Source organism: Agrobacterium salinitolerans (assembly GCF_002008225.1).
In the GTDB taxonomy this organism is placed as follows: domain Bacteria; phylum Pseudomonadota; class Alphaproteobacteria; order Rhizobiales; family Rhizobiaceae; genus Agrobacterium; species Agrobacterium salinitolerans.
The window spans coordinates 1-19,617 of record NZ_MRDH01000024.1 but is presented as its reverse complement, the minus strand read 5'-3'; the positions used below and the strand labels follow the sequence as shown (position 1 = coordinate 19,617).

The window sequence follows — 19,617 nt, the reverse complement described above, 5'->3', positions numbered from 1 at the left end:
CTCCTTGAGTTGGGAGAGCTTTAGACGAATTTTTCCGGATGATATGTATCTAAAAATCCGAATTTCATGCCTATTCCTCCGTATTTTGTGCGTTGCACAACGTTGGCAGGCAGTGCGTACGAGATATTGGCGCCCGCGCACCTTCTAGAAACAAGGCGTCCGGTCTCGGCATACTTCGCACTTGCAACGGAGACAGGGCCAGCGGAGCTTTCTTGCCCGACTGCAAACCCTTCCGGGCCGGCAACTTTTCAAACAGTCATCCGTTTATCCATCCATGAACGATGCTGACGCAAATCCTGAACCAGTCGATGGCGCCGGCCAAAAGGGTGCAGAGAACGTTCATGCCAATGACGCACCGGATGATCCACTCCCGCCGGAGGAAATAGGGCCGGTCTTGGGCTTGACACCGCAGCAGACCGAAGAGCTTCGCAAGCGATATCTTCTGAAGCGGTTCCTGATCAGCGCGCGGGGTTTCTGGAGCCGCCGTGGGGATGGGCTTGCGTGGCCGTTCTCCATCGGGCTTCTGGCGATGATCGGCGTTAATGTCGGTTTCCAATATGGCATCAACGTGTGGAATCGGGGGATTTTCGACGCGATTGAAAAACGGGATGCGTCGACGGTCTACTTTCTCGCTTCCATATTCCCGCCGCTGGTTCTTGGAAGCGTTTTTATTGTGACCTCGCAGGTCTACGTCCGAATGCGCATTCAACGGCGCTGGCGGTCGTGGCTGACCAAGGTGCTGGTCTCCCGACGGATCGCAAATGGCCGCTATTACCAGCTCAACCTGATCGACGGCGACCATCAAAATCCGGAGGCGCGGCTGTCGGAAGATATGCGGATCGCCACCGAAGCGCCCGTGGATTTCGTGGCGGGCGTCATTGCCGCCTTCGTGTCGGCCTCCACCTTTATCGTCGTCCTGTGGACAATCGGCGGTGCGCTGACGCTGCCGGTCGGCGGGTTATCGGTCACGATACCCGGCTTTCTTGTGATTGCGGCGGTGATCTATGCGCTCATCACATCGAGTTCCATCGCGTTGATCGGCCGGAACTTCGTCCGGGTCTCCGAGGTCAAGAACCAGTTGGAGGCGGAATTCCGCTACACGCTGACCCGTGTCCGGGAAAACGGGGAGAGCATCGCCCTGCTTGGCGGCGAAGAGGAGGAGCGAAGCGACCTCGACAGGAGGTTCCGCAATGTCCGGCGACAGTGGAAGCAAATGGCGCAGCAACATATGCGCACCACCGTTGTTTCATATGGATCGATGTTGATTGCGCCCGTTGTTCCGCTTCTTTTGTGCGCGCCCAAATTTCTTGATGGAAGCATGTCGCTCGGCCAGGTCATGCAGGCCGCGTCCGCTTTCACCATCGTTCAATCCGCCTTCGGGTGGCTGGTCGACAACTATCCCCGACTGGCGGATTGGAACGCCTGCGCGCGCCGCGTTGCCTCCCTGATGATGTCGCTTGACGGGCTGGAGCGGGCCGAACGGAGCGATAAGCTCGGCCGGATCGTGCGCGGTGAAACGGAAGGCGAAACGATGCTCAGCCTCAAGGATGTGTCGGTGTCGCTCGGCGATGGTACCGCCGTCGTCAAGGAGACCGATGTGGAAATCGGGCGGGGAGAAAGAGTGCTTGTCGCAGGCGAATCCGGATCCGGCAAAAGCACGCTTGTTCGGGCAATTGCGGGTCTGTGGCCATGGGGTGGGGGCAGTGTCAAATTTCGCGCCGGCAGCCGGCTTTTCATGCTGCCGCAGCGGCCATATGTTCCCTCCGGCACCCTTCGCCGGGCTGTCTGCTATCCGCAGGCGGCCGAGAGCTGGACTTTCGAAGAGATAGGAGAAGCTCTCGACAAGGTTGGTCTCGGCCATCTCAAAGACAAGGTGGAAGAGGAGGCGCCGTGGGACCAGACGCTGTCGGGCGGTGAAAAACAGCGGCTGACCTTTGCTCGCCTGCTGCTTAACGACCCGGATATCATCGTCATGGACGAGGCGACCGCGGCTCTCGACGAAAAAAGCCAGGACAGGATGATGCAGACGGTGATCGATGAATTGCCCGACGCTACCATCATCAGCGTGGCGCATCGTGCCGAACTGGAGGCCTTCCATAGCCGGAAGATAACCTTGGAGCGCCGGGACGGCGGCGCAAAGCTGGTCAGCGATATCCACCTCATTCCCCGCAAGGCCAGATCCCGCTCCCTGCTTCGGCGCATGGTCAAACGCAGGTAAGTCGCTGCGGCTGTCGCGAGTGCTAACGCGAACGAATATCGCCCTTTCCGGCGTTCCCGCCTTGTGCGGCGTCACCCGTAAGAACGATGGACGGCAATTCGGCTAAGTCATAAAATGGCTGGCAGAGGAGGCAACGATATACTCTTGGGAGGAAACCAATGCCTATCTTCATGGACCGGCACGAGCTTGCCGGCGTTTCCGCTGCCGATATCGCCGCGGCACATCTTAAAGATATCAACATTCAGGATCGGTACGGCGTCAGGTTTTTGACCTACTGGTTCGATGAAAGGCGCGGCACGGCCTTTTGCCTTATGGATGCGCCGGACGCTGAAACCGCGCAGTGCGTGCATCGCGAAGCGCACGGCTTCGTCGCCAGCGAGGTGGTGGAGGTCGCGCTGTCGGCCGTGGAAGCGTTTCTCGGGCGAATACAGGATCCGGTAGCACCCGGGGCCGTCTCGAAAAATATGGACCCCGGCCACCGCGCGATCCTTTTCACGGACATTGTCGGCTCAACCGAAATGACGGCCCGCCTCGGCGATCGCATGGCGGCGGAACTCATCCGGGCCCACGATGCCCTCGTGCACGGTTGTCTGGGGCGGCGCGCGGGACGGGAGGTCAAGCACACCGGCGATGGCATAATGGCCGTGTTCTCCTCCACGCCATTCGCGGTGGATTGCGCCATCGATATCCAGCGCGAGTTCCATCGTTACAACAGCGACAGGGGCGAGCCCATCCACATCCGTATCGGTCTGGATTGCGGGGAGCCTATCGAAGACAGCAATGATTTCTTCGGCACGACCGTGCAATTGGCGGCAAGGCTTTGCGCCGCCGCCGAGAGCGACCAGATACTGATCTCGGACAAGACCTTCCAGGAATATGGCGGCGCTGATGTCCTCGTGCATAGCGATCGTTACAGGCTGAAAGGCTTTGCCGAGCCGGTGCTGGCCTATAGTTGCGAGTGGCTGCACTAGCTAAGGCCTGTGCAGCCACTGAAGGGGCGGAAATCGCCGGATTTATTCGGCCGTTGCCTGAATATCGACCTTGTCGAGAAGCCCCATCGGGTTGTCGGAGGCGGCAACCAGATCGAAAATGCCGAGACCGTTTGCGCCGGTGGATTTGACCGTTACCGTCAGGGTACCGGGTTTGCTGATGAACTGGACGAGCGCTTGCACGGCGTTTTGCAGCTTCGGCTGTTCAGCTGCCACCTGCGGCAGCATCATGCTCGCCACCAGTGTCAGGGTGGCGCGTACCTGGTCTTCCGTCATGTCGTTCTGCAGGGCATAAAGCTTGATCGCCTTGGCCATCAAACCTTCATCCTTGATCGTGAGCTTCACTTCACGGCCGGCAAGCCCGAAGAGCGCCGCCTGCGCGCGATTGACGTCAAAAGAGAAGAACTCTTCCGTAAAGCCGCTTACCAGACCGGCAAAATTGACGCTGCCGAAATCCTTGCTGCTGAGCGAGATATCGCGGATCACCAGATTGCTGTTCGGTTCGTCCCAGCCGGCGGCGAGACCATAAGAGAAGGCCAGCGTTTCGAGACCCAGTTTGCGGGCTTCGACGAAAACCTCCTCCGTCGAATCCGCCGGAATCGGAAGCGTGAGCTCGTCCTGCCTGATCTCGATATCGGTCGGAATGCCGTTGAAGGGCTTGGTCAGCCCCATCTCGAAATTCTTGAGCGAGAATTTGATGCGTTCCGGCGTGCCGGCGGTTTCTTCCTCCGTCTCCTCCTCCGTCTTTTCCGGCGCGGCGATATCGACGTTGATGCCGCCGACGCGCACCCTGCCGAGTTCCGGTATCAGGCGATTGAACTGGAAAGTCTCCATCTCCGTCTCGTCGAGCGCGATGATCTCGGAAATTCCCTTGATCGTCGAACTCCAGTCGAAGCCCTTGAGGCTCGCTTCCGCGACTTCGATCCTGCTGTCGCCATCGCCGATCGACATGCCATTCAAGCCGAAGTCGAGCGTGCGGCTGTCCATCTGCATGTCGATGCGGTCGATGGCGGCCTTGACCCTTTTGCCGGCCGCCCCTTCCTTTTCGTCCGGCGCGTCGGCCTTGAGGCCGATGAACTGCATGTTGCTCTTGCCGACCATGTCGAGAATGGACACGACCTTTGCGAAAAGCGCCTGGCGCGCCTCCGGTGAAAGCTCGTCAGGATCTTGGGTGGTCGTCAGCGTTTTGAGGGTATCCAGCAGCGGTTCGGACGGCATGCGGGCGGTAAAGCCATCGCTGCGGATTTCATCGTAGCTGAAATGACCGTCTCCTTCAGAGAAAGAAACCGCCTTGATGGAGAGCGGCCCGTAGAGCGGCTTCGCTTCCTTGTCTTCCGGGCCCGCCTTTTCCGTATAGAGCCGGGCGAGATAAGCGACGTCGATGTCCTGGCCGGCGATCGCGCCGGTCGACACGACCATATGCTTGTCCTTCATCGCGCCTTCGCTGTCGGGAAGCTGCATCTTGATGTCGTAGCTGCCATTGTCGATCGAATATCGGGCAATGCGGCCGCCGGCGATCTCAGAGAAAGCGAGGTTCCTGTAAACGGTCTTTTGCTCGGTGGTCGCGACGGACTGGGTAAACGTCACCTCCGGCGTGGAGATGTTTGTCGCCGCGAAGCGCTCGATGCGCTGGGGCAGGGAGTTGCCGTTTTCTTCAGCTTGTGCCGGCTTTTCGAATGCGGCATTCTCGACGCGGGCCTGCGCCATCGAAATCTTTCCGGTCGGCACATCGATATCGATGGTCTTCATATCAAGCGCGCCGTCCAGAAACGGAAGTTTCGGACGTCCGTCGATAGCCGCGATCTTGATATTCTTGCCATCTTCAAGCGGCAACGTCAGATCGCGAACATGAATTTTTCCGAGAAAATCGACCTCGATGGAAGTGGCCGTCGCACCGCTGCGGGCAACAAGTTCTTTCACCTTTGCTTCGTAGAAGGTCTTGCCGCCAATGACGCCTGCGGCAGCAACGGCAATAATTGCAACCGCCGCCCAAAGCGCCTTGCCTCGTCCCTTGCCGGTCTGGATGGTTTCCTGTTCCACGAAGTGAGTCCTCTCTAACGAACTGATATTCTGGGCCTTTTAAGCACGCAAAAGTTGTTTAGCAAGGGGCCGTGCAGTCAGAATCCTGGCGTGAAATGTCTCGACGCGGATGATGTGTTTCCGCACCCGTACCCCATCGGCTTGAAGCTATCTCCAGAACATGAGCGCCATACCGGCAACGACAAGGGCGGCGCCGGCCCATGCGCCGGGCGCCGGCATTTCCCGTGTTCTCAGCCAAAGAAGCGGCAGGATAATCACCGGCGTCGTCGCCGACAGTGTCGAGACGATGCCGACCTTGCCGCCGGAAAGGGCAAAGAGAAGCAGCGTCATGCCGAAAGCCAGGGCGATGATGCCCGTGAACGCTGTCTGCAGGAACAGGCTTCTGGTCATCGGGCCTCTGGGCCTGACAGCTTCGATGGGCAGCATGGTCAACGCGGTGAGGCAAAGGGCGGCCACCCCGACACGCAGCATGGAAGCGGCAAGAGGATCGATCCCGGTCGCCATCACGGGCCGTGCGATGAGTGAGCCGACCGCCTGGCTGAGCGCCGCCAGAAGGCCGAAGAGTACGCCAAGCCACAGAGGCCCCTTAACGCTCTCCCATTCATGCAGCTGGGCCTTACGTTTGCCGAAGAGGATTGCCAGCAGCACGCCGCTGAGTGTCAGGCCTATGCCGGCAATGGCTCTTGTGGGAAGCTGCTCGCCAAGCACCACCCATGCCAGCAGCGCGGCGATCGGGGCATTCAGCGCAAACAGGATTCCCGAACGGCGCGGCCCCAGCCGGTTGAGGCAGGTGAAGAGCAGCGTGTCGCCAACAAAAATGCCGATGAAGCCGGATAGGAGAAGCGACGACAGTGCTTCGGGCTGAAGCTCCCGCCAGGAGCCTGACGCGAGCACATAGACCCCGAGCAGAGCGGCGACAAAAAGCTGCCGCGTCCTGTTGAAGGCGAGCGCGCCAAGCCGCCCCGCCGGACCCGCGGCAAGAAGCCCGGTTATCGCCCAGCACGTCGCGGCGCCCACGGCAGCCAGTTCATAGATCGGCATATTTTCCCCGTCGATTCACAGCGTGCTTCCGGCTGCGGACACTATCCCTGTCTGCACCCATCGCAGATTCCGGGGGTGCCCGCCATACCATAAGCATCGCCATCAACGGCATGAACCCGCATATGCCCGCGCCGCGCCAGCCGGCACGGTCGCTACGCCACAGATGCGCCGCACTCGCTCAGGCGCCACTACTCGATGTCGGTGAGCACCGGCATCAAGACCGCGAAGCGGCAGTTCATCACCGTGCGTCACGCGCTATTGATGATATTGCAGATGCCCTCGCGGATGACGTTCTTGTCCGCGATCTGTCCTGCCTGAATGTTGAAGACAGCATCAATCCGCACCGCGGCGCCCTTCTGCCGGGCCACGACCCGCAGCGTCTGAATTCTGCCGCTGCCGCTGGTCTCCTGGTGCGCATCGATGGAAGACAGCGCCTTGTTGATCTGGATGCCTGAAAAACCTTCCGCCGCCACGGCCTGAGCCAGCTTTTGAAGCACGGCAGGCGCTTTCGCCTTCGGCAGTTCCTGCCAGGACTTGTAAGAGACGGCCGTCACCATCGGTACGCCTGAGACAGTCAAGTTCTTCTCGCAGGATGCGGCGAGGGCAGGGCTTGAGAAGGCGATCAGGCCAAGAGCTGCTATGACATATTTCATTTCGGATAATCCAATCGTGGGTAAGGGCTGAAAACTGCCGGCCGCATCAGAATGTCGACCGTTTTCCTCTGTAGGTGGACGGAGGCGGAAGAGCCTCATGGGCCTGAGCCAGCGTTTCAAGCCATGTCGCCAGGCCAGCGGGAACCTCCTCGTTGCCCGCTTCCAGCGCCTCAATCCATGAAAGTTCGCATTGCAGCGCGGACGCAATATTGATCGGCGTCCAGCGGATCACCCGCAGGCATTGATTAAAGCGTTCTGGTGACATGATGATTTGATGTTTTCCCCGTCTTTTACCGGCGAAGCTCACTCAGGCGGCAGCGAGAGTCAATCTTTTTCTGCAACTTTTGATGGCCCGTTTCCGGCGCTCCAGTTGCATCCGCTGCCCGTTGCCGAACGCAAGGCGCTTGAAGGGGGAAGGCCCGGTTACGCAAATGAAACGGCCGGGAGACGCATCGGCATTTCATCCCAAGAACCATTCCTCGCGATAAAGCTTAGTTAACTTGCTAAGTTTCCCCTTGCCCCATCGCGATGAAACATGATAGTTAGCAACATGACTAAGCATCATCAGGAACTTTCACTGATCTTCCAAGCTCTGGCCGATCCGACGCGACGGGCGATTCTGGCGCGCCTCGGCGGCGGGCCGGCGCCGGTCATGGAGTTGTCCGCTCCCACGGGGCTGCGTCTGCCCACGGTCATGCGGCATCTTTCCGTGCTGGAGGAGGCGGGGCTGATCGTCACGTCCAAGGATGGGCGGGTGCGCACCTGCGCCATCGTGCCGGAAGCGCTGGAGCCGGTAAGCACATGGCTCGATGAGCAGCGGGCCGTGTGGGAGAGCCGGCTTGACCGGCTGGAGGCATTTGCAATGCAGGCCATGAAGGAGGATTCAGAATGACAACGAAATCAGGTCAAAAAAGCGCACACGCTGAACCGCATCAGCCGCAAGACCGTTTTGCAACGCTCAGCTTCGAACGGGAAATTGCCGTTCCGTTATCGGCTCTCTGGCAGGTCTGGCTGTCACCCGCCGCTCGGGCGGTGTGGGCCTCTCCCTCGCCGTCGGTCACAGTGGAATTCCTGGAGGCGGACAGCAGGCTGGGCGGTCGCGAAGTGTCGCTCTGCAAGGTCGCCGGCCAGCCGGATATTCGCTGTGAGTGCGGCTGGCTGGAGCTGCAGCCAACCTGCCGCAGCGTGAATTACGAGGTGGTTTCATCCGGCGGCGTAACGCAATCGGCAGCGCTGGTGACCGCCGATTTTCAGGCTGCGGAAGAGCGTAGCCGCTTGACCGTAACGGTGCAGCTTTCCTCGCTGGCCGAGGATATGCGCGATGGCTATCAACAAGGTTTCAGCGCCGGTCTCAACAATCTGGCCAGCGTGGCCGGGCGAACCATGGTTCTGGAACGAGTGATAAAGGCGCCGCGCAACATCGTCTGGAAAACCTGGATGAACGAGAAGACGCTACCGCAATGGTGGGGCCCTGAAGGGTTTTCCTGCCGCACGAAGAGAATTGACCTGCGAACCGGCGGGGAATGGGTCTTTGACATGATCGGCCCTGACGGCACAGTCTTCCCGAACCATCATCGCTATGTCGAGATCCGGCCCGAAGAGCGGCTTGCCTATACGCTGCTGTGGGGCGAAAACGGGCCGAAACATGCAGACGCCTGGGCCTCCTTCGAAGATCAGGATGGCGGGACAAAAGTTGTGCTGGGCATGGTGTTCAGCACGGAAGCTGAGTTCCAGCAAGCGAAGGGTTTCGGCGCCGTGGAGCTGGGTCAGCAAACGCTGGGCAAACTGGAACGCCTTGCCTCTTCAGCAGCGATCCTCTCGCCTTGAGAATGTTGTTCCGCGTCGTACGCAGCAACCGGACCCGCACGAGCCGCGCGAGGGGAGCGCGATATTAATCGCCAGCACATGGGGTGACGGCGGTCGTAGGCAGACCGCGCCGGACCCCAGAACCACATACGGCTGCAATCAGAGGCAAGTTCCTTGATGAGGCAACGGCTATAGCCCATCCGATCAGCGGGGTAGGGGCAACTGTGTATAGGTGAGCAAGTTTGCTACGCCCCAAGCGAGGAGTGGGGCGGAAGCATCAAACGTGCCCATTGACCGGTTGGTATCGTAGCGCATGGCGGGATGTTGCTTCCTCAGCCTTTATCTGAAGTCCCATCGGAGAGAATACTATCGGTTATTACAAGAGGTCCGTGAGCATGGAAACTGGGAAGCTTGGCTGGACTTTCCTAGCCGGCGTCGCCGACACTGCCAATCAAGCGTTTAAGGCAGCTATTCAGATCGTCGATCTTTTCAAGGAAGATCGCGAGCGGACCACCATGGAGAGTGGTAGAGCAGGGTCGACCCTTCGTATTAACGTTTTTCCAGCAGGATCCTTTTCACACAGCGAACCAGATTGTTCAGGTGACGGGTTTGTCCGCGCCAACGGTCAACGCCGCACTCGCCGACCTAAAGCGATTGGGCATCGTTGATGAGGTTACCGGCCGCAAGCGTGGCCGGGTGTTCAGCTATCAACGATACCTTTCGCTTCTAGGAGAAGGCACCGATCCCTTGCCTCTCAATTCATGACAAATAGAGGGGCCGAAGGTGCGACTTTCATCAAGGCGGAGAAGACTGAATTTTTAGAAACTTTCTCTTCTAATTGCGGCTCGAAGAGCACCCTGGCGAAGCGCTTGAGCGCGATGTGGTTCGTCAGATCATGGAGCGATGCTATCCGGTTGGTACAATCCGCACAGATGCGGAGTTAGCCCCCATCTACCTTTCGATTTCTACTTTTGTGTCCGATGACGATGCAATTTCCGCAGAAATGTGCTGGTCGCACGGACAGTGTCTTCCTAGGTCTTCACCCCTTTCGGCACCAAAACCCCCGCCCACCGCGCGTGGTGCTCTCCGAGCGGCACATGCCTAAGGCGGCTGAGGTTTGCCGAAAATAAACCAGCGTGCGGCCGCACGCTCTGCCAGCTCTTGTCTGGCCAATTTAGACATCGGCGCCCTCGGTACGCGACAGGAAAAGCCCGTTGGGAAAAACTCGCTCCGCCTCAAAAAATCGTTGACACCCAAAATCGCCGCAGCTACTGTACCAATCAGTCAAGAGTTTACCAAACAGTACAAACCAACGATTTACAAAGGAAAACCAACATGTCACGTCCTCCGCTCCCTCCTTTCACACGCGAAACTGCTATCGAAAAAGTCCGTCTGGCCGAAGACGGCTGGAACAGCCGCGACGCCGCCAAGGTCGCTTTGGCTTACACATTGGACACCCGCTGGCGGAACCGCGTCGAATTCGCCACCAACCGCGAAGAAGCCCAGGCTTTTCTAGAGCGCAAGTGGAACAAGGAGCATGAATATCGCCTCATCAAGGAGCTCTGGGCGTTCACCGGCAACCGCATCGCTGTGCGTTACGCCTACGAATATCGCGATGACAGTGGTCAATGGTTCCGTGCATATGGTAACGAGAACTGGGAATTCGCAGAGGACGGCCTGATGGCGCACCGCCACGCATGCATCAACGAAATGCCGATTGCTGAAAGCGACCGCTTGTTCCATTGGCCGCTCGGCCGTCGTCCGGACGGCCACGCCAGCCTCAGCGATCTGGGTCTCTAATCATGGCCCGCATGGTCGCTGAAAGATCCGACGCCATCACCGCCCTGGCCGAAGTATTTCGCGAGCATGGATACGAAGGTGCGAGCCTTGCCCTGATCGGCAAGGCCACTGGTCTTGGCAAGGGCAGCCTCTACCACTTCTTCCCGAATGGGAAGGAGGAAATGCTCCAGGCTGTGCTCGTCGAAATCGAGCAATGGTTTGAAGATTCCGTCTATTCTCCACTGCGAGACGGAGACGGAGACGATGCCGATGCCGCGATCACGGCGATGCTCGATGAAACCGCGAAATACTTCAGGTCGGGCAGGCGCGTCTGTCTCGTCGGCGCTTTGGCTGTTACCAATACCCGAGACCTATTCGCCCAAGCCATCCGAGGTTACTTCGTCGCTTGGGTGGACGCTCTGCAAGCAGCGCTCGTCCGGCAAGGCCGTGACGCTGAGCAGGCGCGCCTCCTCTCGGAGGACGCCGTTCTCTCTATCCAGGGCGCGATCGTCCTCTCCCGGGCACTCGACGATCCCGCCGTCTTCCAACGCGCAATCGATCAACTTCATTCTCGATTGGCAGCCGATAGAAAGAAGCTCGACGATAATGCTTCGGGTAGCGGGTCGCTTTGATCTCTCGCTGCTCCCTGGCCTGAGGTATTGTATCCGCAGGCTCACCGCTATGGCGGGCATGCGGGCTGCTGACGTATTGCATTTCGGGAATTCATCGTAGTCGCGATAACCCAGGTGGTTCTTACGACGACGTAATTTGCCGCAACGGTGCCGCTCAGCGGTCGATTTCCAAAGAGATCCCACATGAAGACCTTATTACTGGCCACCGCCATAGGTGCGCTTGGCGCCATTCTGTACTTGGCCACGACACTGAGCATGAGACCGGCCTCAGAGCGAGGCTTGCGGTCAAAATCGCTGAGATGGCGGTCGCGGCTTGTGCGGTAGACGGTTACAACGTGTCGGCGGCGGTGACAGATCGATTTGGAGCCCTCCTCGCCCTGATACGCTATGAGAAAGCCGATCCACGCACGATCAACACGTCTGCGCAGAAGGCACTCATCTCGGTATCGTTGCACAGCCCCACAAGCGCGATGGTGGAGAACTTCATCGACAGCCCGCATGAGGCAGCATTCACAGATACTTCAGGTTACTTTGTTTCCGGGGGTGTTCCTATCAAAGCCGGCGACGAGACGATCGGCGCACTTGGCGTTGCGGGCGCGACGGACGGCGGCTTGGACGAAGATTGCGCCTACGTCGCAATCGAGGAAGTCAAAAGCCTCCTCAAGTGAGATCTCCACAAAATTGTGTGTCTTGAAACCGCGTCTAAGGCTCGGTGACTTTGGAGATTGGACATGACTGGCGCGGAACTGTTCGTTCGGGCCCTGGAGAATGAGGGCGTAGAAAAAAATCTTGGCATCCCCGGGGAGGAAAATCTCTTCGTGGTCGAAGCCCTGCAGAATCTCGCTGTCATGCTTGGCGTCAGGCGCTCCTCCGTTACCGATGTTCTTCACATATTTGAAGGCGACAAGCTTCTCAGGGCAAATAGGAGTTGCTCCAAGGTCAGGAATTGAAATCGATTGATCGAAGTCGATGGTAAATCCTACGCGGCGCCCGAGGCGGAACACAATCGACTGATGGCGCTTGGAGTTGCCGGTATCGAAGTTTTGGAAGCCGTTCAGCAGGCGGGCCAGGAACGAAATCACCGATAGGTCAACTGCATTGTTATAATTCTGTCAGTGGCCGTATCAACCGGTTTTCTCCTGCCTCGCCGTTCTGTGCTGTCATACGGGCGTATCTAGCAGGTGGGATGCCGGTGCGTCGGGCAAAAGCCACGCTGAACGTACTTGCTGATCCATATCCGACCCGTTCGGCTACGTCCTCGATTGCGAGATCACCGCTCCGCAAGAGCTGCCTTGCCAACGCCATACGCCATGTCAGCAGGTATTCCATCGGCGCAACTCCGACTATTCGGCTGAAGCGCGCAAAAAATGCCGAACGGGAGAGTGCCGCCTCTTTCGCCAGATCAACGACGGTCCAGGGATGGCCGGGACGGTCATGCATAGCCCGAAGTGCCGCCGAAAGGCGCTCATCACCAAGCCCTCTGCCAAGACCCTGTGCCGAATTGGTGTCGGTTGAGGACCGTAGTGCCTCGATCAACAGCACCTCAATAAGTCGTTCAAGAACGGGTTCGCGCGCTGCGCGCCGTTCCTGCGTCTCTTCGTCAATCAACTGCATCAACGTCGCAAGTCGGGGTTTGTCCCGAACCAGAATCACGTTCGGCAACAGGGAAACGAGCAGGGCCGCATCCGGTGTGCCGAAGCTGCAATGTCCGATACGCATTCGTAGTGCGGGTTGGCCGTCATGTGGTCCCACACGAAAATGTCCCTCATTGATCTTCGTAGGAACCGTCGCCGGCAAGTCGGCTGTGGCGTTGGAGCTTTCATTGATGAGATCGCGCATAGCAGGCGCGAGAATGAAGTCTCCGGCCTGCAGGATAAACGTTTGTCGGCCACCGAAAGTGACCCGGCATTGCCCTTCCATGATGGCACAATAAAACGGCTCGCCGGTGCCCTCACGACGTATACGCCATGCACCGGCGCACTCCACCAGTTTGGACGCCCGGGCGGCGGGTTGCAGGAGTGTGACGATCTCGGTGAGCGGGTCTCTTGTCATATCGGGACTATTACTAAAGAAATGAGGACGTGAGAATATATAAAGTCTTATTTCGGGTCGCTACCATAATGACACACCACTTATGGAGATAATAATGCCCGCAATTCTGATAACCGGTTGTTCCTCGGGTTTTGGCCTGGAAACTGCAAAACTGTTCCTCGAAAAAGGCTGGGACGTGATCGCGACGATGAGAACGCCCGACGAGAGCTTACTCCCTGCGTCCGGGCGTCTGCGTGTTCTAGCACTCGATGTCACCGTCCCGGACAGCATCTCACAGCTTGCGAAGGCAACGGGTCAAATCGATGTGCTCGTCAATAACGCCGGCTTCGGAGCACCATCTCCTGTCGAACTGACTGCATCCCAGACCGCACAGGCACTCTTTCATACGAACACGATAGGCACTCTGGCGATGATCCAGGCCATCGCCCCGCAAATGCGTGGTCGCCGGGCCGGCGTCATTATCAACGTTACGTCATCGGTGACACTGAAACCGCTGCCGGTCATCGGGGTTTATCGCGCCAGCAAAGCCGCGGTGAATGCGCTCAGCGAGTCTCTTGCGATTGAAATGGAGCCCTTCGGCGTTCGCGTCCACATCGTTTTGCCCGGACGTTCGCCGGAAACGAGTTTCGGCGCCAGTGCCCGCCCACACCTGCGCGGCATGGACGATGCGGACTATGCGCCTCTTCTGCAGCAGTTCGTCAGGAATGTTCAGGACGACAAGGGTCCCGTAACCCACGCGCGCGACGTCGCCGAAGCGATCTGGAAGGCTGCCACCGATCCGTCTGCGCCACTGCGTATACCGGCAGGTGCAGATGCAGCGCAATGGATGGCTGAGGCGGGTCGGTAATCAGCGAAATTGCGATCCGTGGATTTTTCTGTCGAGTGTTTGCTGTACCCGACCATTCAAGATCGGGCACAGCGTTTCGAATTCTGGCTCAGACCTGCCGCAGGCCACCATCGACGCACAGTTCGGCACCGGCGATGTAACTCGCCTCATCGCTCAACAGGAACAAGGCAGCTGCAGCCACTTCGGCGGGGCGCGCCATTCGTCCCATCGGGATCGGAGCGACAATCGCCGCGCGCATGTCTGGCTGCACCGCAGCCATCATTTCCGTATCGGTTGGACCGGGTGCGACGACGTTAACGCGTATACCTTTGGATGCCAGTTCTGCCGTCCAGGTTCGTGCATAGGAACGCACCGCTGCCTTGGTCGCAGCATATGTCCCATAGGAAGTGTAACCGCCGCTATCGGCAATTGATCCGACAAGGACGACCGAGCCGCCTTGCCTCATCGCCGGCAGAGCCGCCTGGAACCCGAAGACCATTCCTCGAACGTTGACGTCGAAGTGGCGGTCAAAGTGTTCAGGCGTTATCTCCGTGATCTGGGCGGGCTCAGAAAGACCGGCATTCAAGACCAGCGCGTCGATACGGCCGTGTTCCCGTCTCACTTTTTCGACCGCCTCCCGCATATCTTCGGGAAGCGCGGCATCGGCGACAATGCCGACCGCACCATGACCGATGGCAGTTGCCGCCTTTTCGGCATCCTTGCTTCGGCGACTGGTGATGAAGACCATCGCTCCTTCGGCCGAAAGCCGCTCTGCAATTGCCAAGCCGATACCCTTGGCGCCCCCGACAATCAGGGCAACCTTGTTACTCATCCGAGCCATCGTAAGTCCTTTCAATTGATGGTCTCTGCATGATATACATTAGATATCTGGTATCAATTACGCACCTTAAGTAGCCTAGATATGGACGAGTATACCGACCTTGAAGCGCTCTCTCAGTGCGCCCTTAGAGATATGGCGCAGGTTCGCCCCGTGCTCGACAAGATCGCGGACAAATGGACAATCCTGATTCTGACGGTGATTTGTCCCAGGCCCTCGCGCTTCAACGAGATCAAGCGCCGTCTCGACGGCATCACCCACAAGGCTTTGGCCGATGCTCTAAAGAGGCTTGAGCGGAACGGTCTTGTGACGAGGACTGTCCTGCCGACCCAGCCTGTGGGTGTGGAATATGCGATCACCCCGCTGGGCCATTCGCTGCGGCAACCGTTTGAGGCCCTGTGCTCATGGGCAGCAGCCAACGGCGATAAGGTCGAGGCTGCTGCGCTGCGTTATGACAACAAGGCAAATCATCGCTGATATCGCGATGGCCGCTTGAGCACATGCTGGCCGGAAGGCTCGTCGTTTTTAACCGGAGAGCCATGCTCGCTAAGCAGGGCGTTTCCGCTAATCGTAGGATGGTTTGAATCTACGGTCGCTGAACAGTTCACCTCGTTGAACGAAAAGAGATCGGCACTATCTAGGAGAGATGCGGAAACTCGAGAAGAGCGATATCGAACTGATTAGAACGTGGATGTTGTCGCCTGCGATGACGCTCGGGTCGTCCGTTCGAGCGAAAGGCATTCTGCAGGAAATGCAGGCCCGACTGACGGCGGCTTTGAAGAAAGCGATTAGCCTGGAGGGCAACGAGATCACGCTCGCGATGCCAGCCCGCGACAAAAACGCGTTCGACGCAGCTGCGAGGATCGTGGCCGGCGTGATGATTGAAGCCGAAACTCTTCCGGTGATCCCGCGAGAGATACAGGACATCCTCGCCATCAAGACGAGCGAGCGACATCGCTGGCTCGCGGATGGGCGTCTCAAGAGCGCCGGGACAAGAACCGTGCGGCTGAACGGCCGTGCCCGGCGGATCACCTTCCATGTCTTCGATCCGAAGGTGGTCGAGGACCTCCTCGATCGCGGGGTCGTGGAAGAGTGGCGGGTGGAGGACGCGGAGGCGAAGGCAGAGAAACGACAGAAAGCGGCCTATCAGAGGCGGCTGGCTCGATCGCTCAAAAAGAAGATGACACCGGGAGACAAGGCGGGTCATAAGGCCGACGAAGGCGCAGCCGACCTTCATGGATGGAGAGAGTTCGACCGGGATGGGTTCCTTCGGTAGGCAATCGGACCCAAGGTCGTCGACAACATGGTGCCTCCAGCGATTTCGCGAGGCTCTCCCTCCAGCGTTACGGAACGTTCTGTTGTTATCACGCAGCATCGATCGTGGCCGCGGGCCTGGGTCGACCCTTCGCGGAATGGAAGGTGGCATAGACTTCCGGCCGGGACGTCACGGAAGCCGCCCCCACCAGTATGTAGAGAAACTTCTGATTGAGGGAACAAACAGGACAAAATTCCCGTTGCTCGTCACAATAATTTCTTTGGAGGCACGTCATGAGACTCAAGCTGGCTTTAAGCGTGGTTCTAAGCGTTACCTTTACTGCGGCAGCGGCGGAAGCGCGGACCCAATTGCATCTTTACGGCACCGTTCCGGTGACGGGTAACCGTGTACTGGAGATGGCCTATCAGGCAGCCCTCGACAGATGCAGTATCGAACGTTACCCATCATATGGCGACCGTTACCCATCATATGGCGACGTGGGTTTCTATGTAGGTGCCTATGGCTCCGCCCAGGTGCGCAGCTGCATGTATAGCAAGGGTTTCGTCGTAGAGAACGGTGAGCCTTTCGCATACCCTGTAAAAAAAGCGACCTACCTTTCATGGTGACGAGATCACGAAACGTCGGACGGCGGACCGCCTGAGGGTTACAGCCTCGGAGTGAGGGCCGTCTTCGGAATTCACAAGTTGCTGGTCTCAGCGGCGAGTGATTTTTCAGCTGAGTGAACCGAATCCATATTGAAAATCGGCGACAGAGTATCGATTTCAGGTGATAAGCTGGAGGTCGAAATGATCTCCTTTATTTTCGCGTTGTGCGCGCTTGCGGCAACATTCTCTGCCTGTCGGTATTTCGCCGCCAAGGCTCTGCTTGTCGAAATCGAAATCGACAAGGCCATCGCAAGGCGGTTTGAATCGAGCGGAAAGGTTATCGAACTGGCGAAGCTGCGAGAGGCAAATGCGGTCATGCGTAATTTTCTGCTGGACCTTCTGGAAAACGAAGCAGCTTTTCCAGTCCAGTCAGCACCTCCATCGAGGGTCGATTTGCGCAGGATGGGCGCCGCAAAGGTCCAGAGGTATCGGGAAATTCTTGCTGAAAGTCGGTACGTCTTGCAACAGCGTGGAGCCATTGGGGTCTTCGAAGACCACGGCTCATTTAAGGCCGACCAACGCAGGTCTTTAGTTTAGGAACAGCTCGCGCAGGGTCCTCAAGGGAGTGCTGTAGGAAGAAAGGCCTGAAGTTTTCCTTGTAGAGCGAACGAGGCATCTTCACGCTCATGGACCGCTTAACCCGATGCGACATTCTTGACAAACCGGTTCTGCGTGGACTCCATCTGGAATTGCCGACGTGTTTTGACTATCAGGGTAGCGCGTCGCAGCTGAAGCGAAGCAAAAAGTGTATTCGCATGAAAGCTGATAAAGGAATCGGGATGTCGATCAGTGTACAGAGAACAATTCCTGCCGAGCGGATGCGCCAGTTCCATCAGATGGTTGATCGGTGGCTGGACGAAGGTCCGATCAAGCTCGCGACCAACGCAACAATAACCGCCATGGAGAACGCCGGCATCCCAAAGGCCGAACAGGCAGCGATCATCGAGGACCGCGACATCATCATAAAATACAATATGCGCCTCGGTGTAATCAGCGAGGTATTCGGTCCCGCCATCGAGAAGGCGGTGGGGTCGTACCGCTCGGGACGTGAAGCACAGGACGAGATCGCGCGTTTGATTGTAACTGCAATGGGTCTCCGACAGGACGATGACAGCGAACAGGTCACGTTCACCTTCACGACCCAGAGTGAGGCAGATGTATTCGAAAAAGCCACTTGAAACATCACATTCCGCCCACTGCGTCGCGTGCGGGTCAGAGCTTGGGAACGTGACCGTCAATGCGGCTGAAGAGCAGGCAAGATTAGCTCGGGGCTACCATCGATCAATGTGATCTCGTCCTGGCGAACTCATCGATTGTGCGAAGGATGTCGCTCTCGTTAATCTGCACCGACAAGGTTTCACTGTCGTGTTTGCGCGCCGCAAGAACGTTGGCGAGGGACTGCGCTTAGTCATTTCGGCTCTTCATCCTGAAACGCAGTGAGGAACAGCGAGAATCCGGAGCCAATAAATGGACGGCGGTCACTTTAGAATGGGTGATCGCTAAGACGCGCGTCCTACAAGAATTTGCCCCTTCGACAGGCGTCGACGGCGCCGGTTCTGCGTAACTTCCCCGTAATTTTCGGCGGCCATACGTCTCTGCCTCAACGGTCGATGGACGGCCGCCGTGGCGGTGAATGAAAGGACAGGCATGAAAAAGATTATCTCGGGCGTACTCGTTTGCGTGGCACTGACCGCGTGCAGCCAGACGGAAAAGGGCGCCGGCATTGGTGCGGCGAGCGGTGCTATCATCGGTGGGCTGGCAAGCGGTACCTGGGAAGGCGCAGCAGTGGGAGCCGCCGCAGGCGGCGCGGGTGGCGCTGTGATAGGCAACATCAGCGAACGTAACGACAGGAACCGCCGCGACCGATGGGGACAACGGGATCGCCGCGACTACAGCTGCAAATACCGGGATTATTACGGTCGCTGCCGGTAGAGATTGCAGCCGGGCTGCCGCACGTCAAAGGTTAGAGTGATACCGACGAACTCCGGTTCTTCGGTTTCCGCGTCCGCAGCAGTTTTATCACATCCGGTAATCTGACGGTCATGACATCGCGAACGTCGAGTTTATCTCGACCAATGGCCGTCGTTTTGCTGTAAGGATGATCGGAAACGATAGTCCGACTTGACTGAGTAGGCGACTATGAAACTTCTACTTATCGAAGACGATCCAGAAATGACGGATGCCTTGAGGGTGGCCCTCTCGCAGCATGGCATCGTTCTTGATGCGGTTGGCGATCTGGCAACGGCGCGGGAAGCGATCGCCATGGCGGACTACGATATCGTCCTTATCGACCGGCAACTGCCTGATGGTGATGGCAGTACCTTCCTTGCGGATTTGCGTGGCGCAGGTTCAAACACGCGATCGATCATCATCTCAGCTCTGAGGTCTACCGACGAGCGCATATCCGGGCTCAATGACGGTGCTGATGATTATTTACCGAAGCCCTTCGAAATCCCCGAACTGGTCGCGAGAATGAGCGCTGTGCTGAGGCGGGTGCCTTCAGCAGGCCCGTCCGTCCTGTCGGCAGGAAACGTCACCTATGATCGGGTTTCATGCGATGTGCATGTCAACGGCGTCCGGCTTGGGCTCACCCGAAGGGAACTGCTCATCATCGAGACTCTTTTGAGAAACCGCGGTCGTACCGTGTTGCGCTCGTCTCTTGAGGGGCAGGTCTATTCCTTTGACGACGAAATCCAGTCGAACTCACTGGAATCCAATATGTCTCGCCTGCGCCGAAAGCTTGGCTGTTGATTTCCACTGAGAGCTGACCCGGCGTTTCCACCGAGAAGTGACCCGCCTTTAGGTATCGTTTGTGTTGGCCGT

23 protein-coding genes and 1 pseudogene are annotated in these 19,617 nt (G+C 58.1%); 18 read left to right on the top strand and 6 right to left on the bottom strand.

Features of this window, described 5'->3' with window-relative positions:
• Positions 1-274 precede the first annotated feature (274 nt).
• Together BS627_RS17175 and BS627_RS17170 are read left to right on the top strand one after the other, a co-directional pair.
• Positions 275-2,218: an ABC transporter ATP-binding protein/permease gene (locus tag BS627_RS17175; RefSeq protein WP_077984399.1), complete on the top strand. Its 1,944-nt coding sequence runs from the start codon at positions 275-277 to the stop codon at positions 2,216-2,218.
• Between the two features lie 158 nt (positions 2,219-2,376).
• Positions 2,377-3,189 carry a nickel-binding protein gene (locus tag BS627_RS17170; RefSeq protein WP_077984398.1) on the top strand — a complete coding sequence of 271 codons (813 nt, stop codon included), beginning with the start codon at positions 2,377-2,379 and terminating at the stop codon, positions 3,187-3,189.
• Positions 3,190-3,231: 42 nt separating this feature from the next.
• On the opposite strand, the gene BS627_RS17165 is transcribed toward BS627_RS17170, so the two are convergent.
• From BS627_RS17165 to BS627_RS17150, 4 genes are all read right to left on the bottom strand, one after another.
• Positions 3,232-5,247 carry a hypothetical protein gene (locus BS627_RS17165; protein WP_077984397.1) on the bottom strand — a complete coding sequence of 672 codons (2,016 nt, stop codon included), beginning with the start codon at positions 5,245-5,247 and terminating at the stop codon, positions 3,232-3,234.
• Between the two features lie 147 nt (positions 5,248-5,394).
• Positions 5,395-6,288, bottom strand: coding sequence for a DMT family transporter (locus BS627_RS17160; RefSeq protein WP_077984396.1), 894 nt, complete (start codon positions 6,286-6,288; stop codon positions 5,395-5,397).
• Positions 6,289-6,536: 248 nt separating this feature from the next.
• Positions 6,537-6,941 carry a hypothetical protein gene (locus tag BS627_RS17155; protein ID WP_077984395.1) on the bottom strand — a complete coding sequence of 135 codons (405 nt, stop codon included), beginning with the start codon at positions 6,939-6,941 and terminating at the stop codon, positions 6,537-6,539.
• 46 nt (positions 6,942-6,987) lie between these two features.
• A complete protein-coding gene (locus BS627_RS17150) occupies positions 6,988-7,206 on the bottom strand; it encodes a hypothetical protein (RefSeq protein ID WP_003505772.1) in 219 nt (72 codons plus the stop codon).
• Positions 7,207-7,491: 285 nt separating this feature from the next.
• On the opposite strand from BS627_RS17150, the gene BS627_RS17145 reads away from it, so the two are divergent.
• The 8 genes and pseudogenes from BS627_RS17145 to BS627_RS25085 all read left to right on the top strand — a co-directional run bounded on the left by BS627_RS17145 (position 7,492) and on the right by BS627_RS25085 (position 12,246).
• Positions 7,492-7,833, top strand: a complete 342-nt coding sequence (locus BS627_RS17145) for an ArsR/SmtB family transcription factor (protein ID WP_165691288.1) — start codon at positions 7,492-7,494, stop codon at positions 7,831-7,833.
• Positions 7,830-8,768: an SRPBCC family protein gene (locus tag BS627_RS17140; protein ID WP_077984393.1), complete on the top strand. Its 939-nt coding sequence runs from the start codon at positions 7,830-7,832 to the stop codon at positions 8,766-8,768. The genes BS627_RS17145 and BS627_RS17140 overlap by 4 nt, the downstream gene beginning before the upstream one ends.
• Before the next feature lie 307 nt (positions 8,769-9,075).
• Positions 9,076-9,512, top strand: a pseudogene (locus BS627_RS25020) (winged helix-turn-helix transcriptional regulator); the annotation flags it as partial.
• A 570-nt stretch (positions 9,513-10,082) separates the two neighbouring features.
• A complete protein-coding gene (locus tag BS627_RS17125; RefSeq protein WP_077984391.1) occupies positions 10,083-10,547 on the top strand; it encodes a nuclear transport factor 2 family protein in 465 nt (154 codons plus the stop codon).
• Between the two features lie 2 nt (positions 10,548-10,549).
• On the top strand, positions 10,550-11,158 hold the full coding sequence (locus tag BS627_RS17120) for a TetR/AcrR family transcriptional regulator (protein WP_077984390.1): 609 nt from the start codon (positions 10,550-10,552) through the stop codon (positions 11,156-11,158).
• 299 nt (positions 11,159-11,457) lie between these two features.
• Positions 11,458-11,826: a GlcG/HbpS family heme-binding protein gene (locus tag BS627_RS25095; protein WP_077984389.1), complete on the top strand. Its 369-nt coding sequence runs from the start codon at positions 11,458-11,460 to the stop codon at positions 11,824-11,826.
• A 63-nt stretch (positions 11,827-11,889) separates the two neighbouring features.
• Positions 11,890-12,108 (top strand): hypothetical protein, encoded by a 219-nt coding sequence (locus BS627_RS25090; RefSeq protein WP_077984388.1) that lies wholly within the window; start codon positions 11,890-11,892, stop codon positions 12,106-12,108.
• Between the two features lie 6 nt (positions 12,109-12,114).
• Positions 12,115-12,246 (top strand): hypothetical protein, encoded by a 132-nt coding sequence (locus BS627_RS25085; protein WP_420836198.1) that lies wholly within the window; start codon positions 12,115-12,117, stop codon positions 12,244-12,246.
• A 13-nt stretch (positions 12,247-12,259) separates the two neighbouring features.
• Here the strand turns inward: BS627_RS25085 and BS627_RS17105 are convergent, their stop codons facing one another.
• Positions 12,260-13,210 carry an AraC family transcriptional regulator gene (locus tag BS627_RS17105; protein WP_077984387.1) on the bottom strand — a complete coding sequence of 317 codons (951 nt, stop codon included), beginning with the start codon at positions 13,208-13,210 and terminating at the stop codon, positions 12,260-12,262.
• Between the two features lie 94 nt (positions 13,211-13,304).
• On the opposite strand from BS627_RS17105, the gene BS627_RS17100 reads away from it, so the two are divergent.
• Complete coding sequence (locus tag BS627_RS17100; protein WP_077984386.1) at positions 13,305-14,057, top strand: SDR family oxidoreductase; 753 nt, start codon at positions 13,305-13,307, stop codon at positions 14,055-14,057.
• Between the two features lie 88 nt (positions 14,058-14,145).
• Here BS627_RS17100 and BS627_RS17095 read toward each other — a convergent pair whose 3' ends face one another.
• Entirely contained in the window at positions 14,146-14,877 is a 732-nt protein-coding gene (locus BS627_RS17095) for an SDR family NAD(P)-dependent oxidoreductase (RefSeq protein ID WP_077984385.1), read from the bottom strand.
• Positions 14,878-14,958: 81 nt separating this feature from the next.
• On the opposite strand from BS627_RS17095, the gene BS627_RS17090 reads away from it, so the two are divergent.
• From BS627_RS17090 to BS627_RS17060, 7 genes are all read left to right on the top strand, one after another.
• Positions 14,959-15,351 (top strand): winged helix-turn-helix transcriptional regulator, encoded by a 393-nt coding sequence (locus BS627_RS17090; RefSeq protein WP_077984384.1) that lies wholly within the window; start codon positions 14,959-14,961, stop codon positions 15,349-15,351.
• Positions 15,352-15,520: 169 nt separating this feature from the next.
• Positions 15,521-16,150, top strand: a complete 630-nt coding sequence (locus tag BS627_RS17085; protein ID WP_077984383.1) for a hypothetical protein — start codon at positions 15,521-15,523, stop codon at positions 16,148-16,150.
• A 272-nt stretch (positions 16,151-16,422) separates the two neighbouring features.
• Positions 16,423-16,755, top strand: a complete 333-nt coding sequence (locus tag BS627_RS17080) for a hypothetical protein (RefSeq protein WP_077984382.1) — start codon at positions 16,423-16,425, stop codon at positions 16,753-16,755.
• 129 nt (positions 16,756-16,884) lie between these two features.
• Positions 16,885-17,331 (top strand): hypothetical protein, encoded by a 447-nt coding sequence (locus BS627_RS17075; RefSeq protein WP_245307166.1) that lies wholly within the window; start codon positions 16,885-16,887, stop codon positions 17,329-17,331.
• Positions 17,332-17,549: 218 nt separating this feature from the next.
• Entirely contained in the window at positions 17,550-17,972 is a 423-nt protein-coding gene (locus BS627_RS17070; protein ID WP_077984400.1) for a hypothetical protein, read from the top strand.
• A gap of 469 nt (positions 17,973-18,441) precedes the next feature.
• Positions 18,442-18,726 (top strand): YMGG-like glycine zipper-containing protein, encoded by a 285-nt coding sequence (locus BS627_RS17065; protein ID WP_077984381.1) that lies wholly within the window; start codon positions 18,442-18,444, stop codon positions 18,724-18,726.
• Positions 18,727-18,933: 207 nt separating this feature from the next.
• Entirely contained in the window at positions 18,934-19,545 is a 612-nt protein-coding gene (locus tag BS627_RS17060) for a response regulator transcription factor (RefSeq protein WP_245307164.1), read from the top strand.
• Positions 19,546-19,617 lie beyond the last annotated feature (72 nt).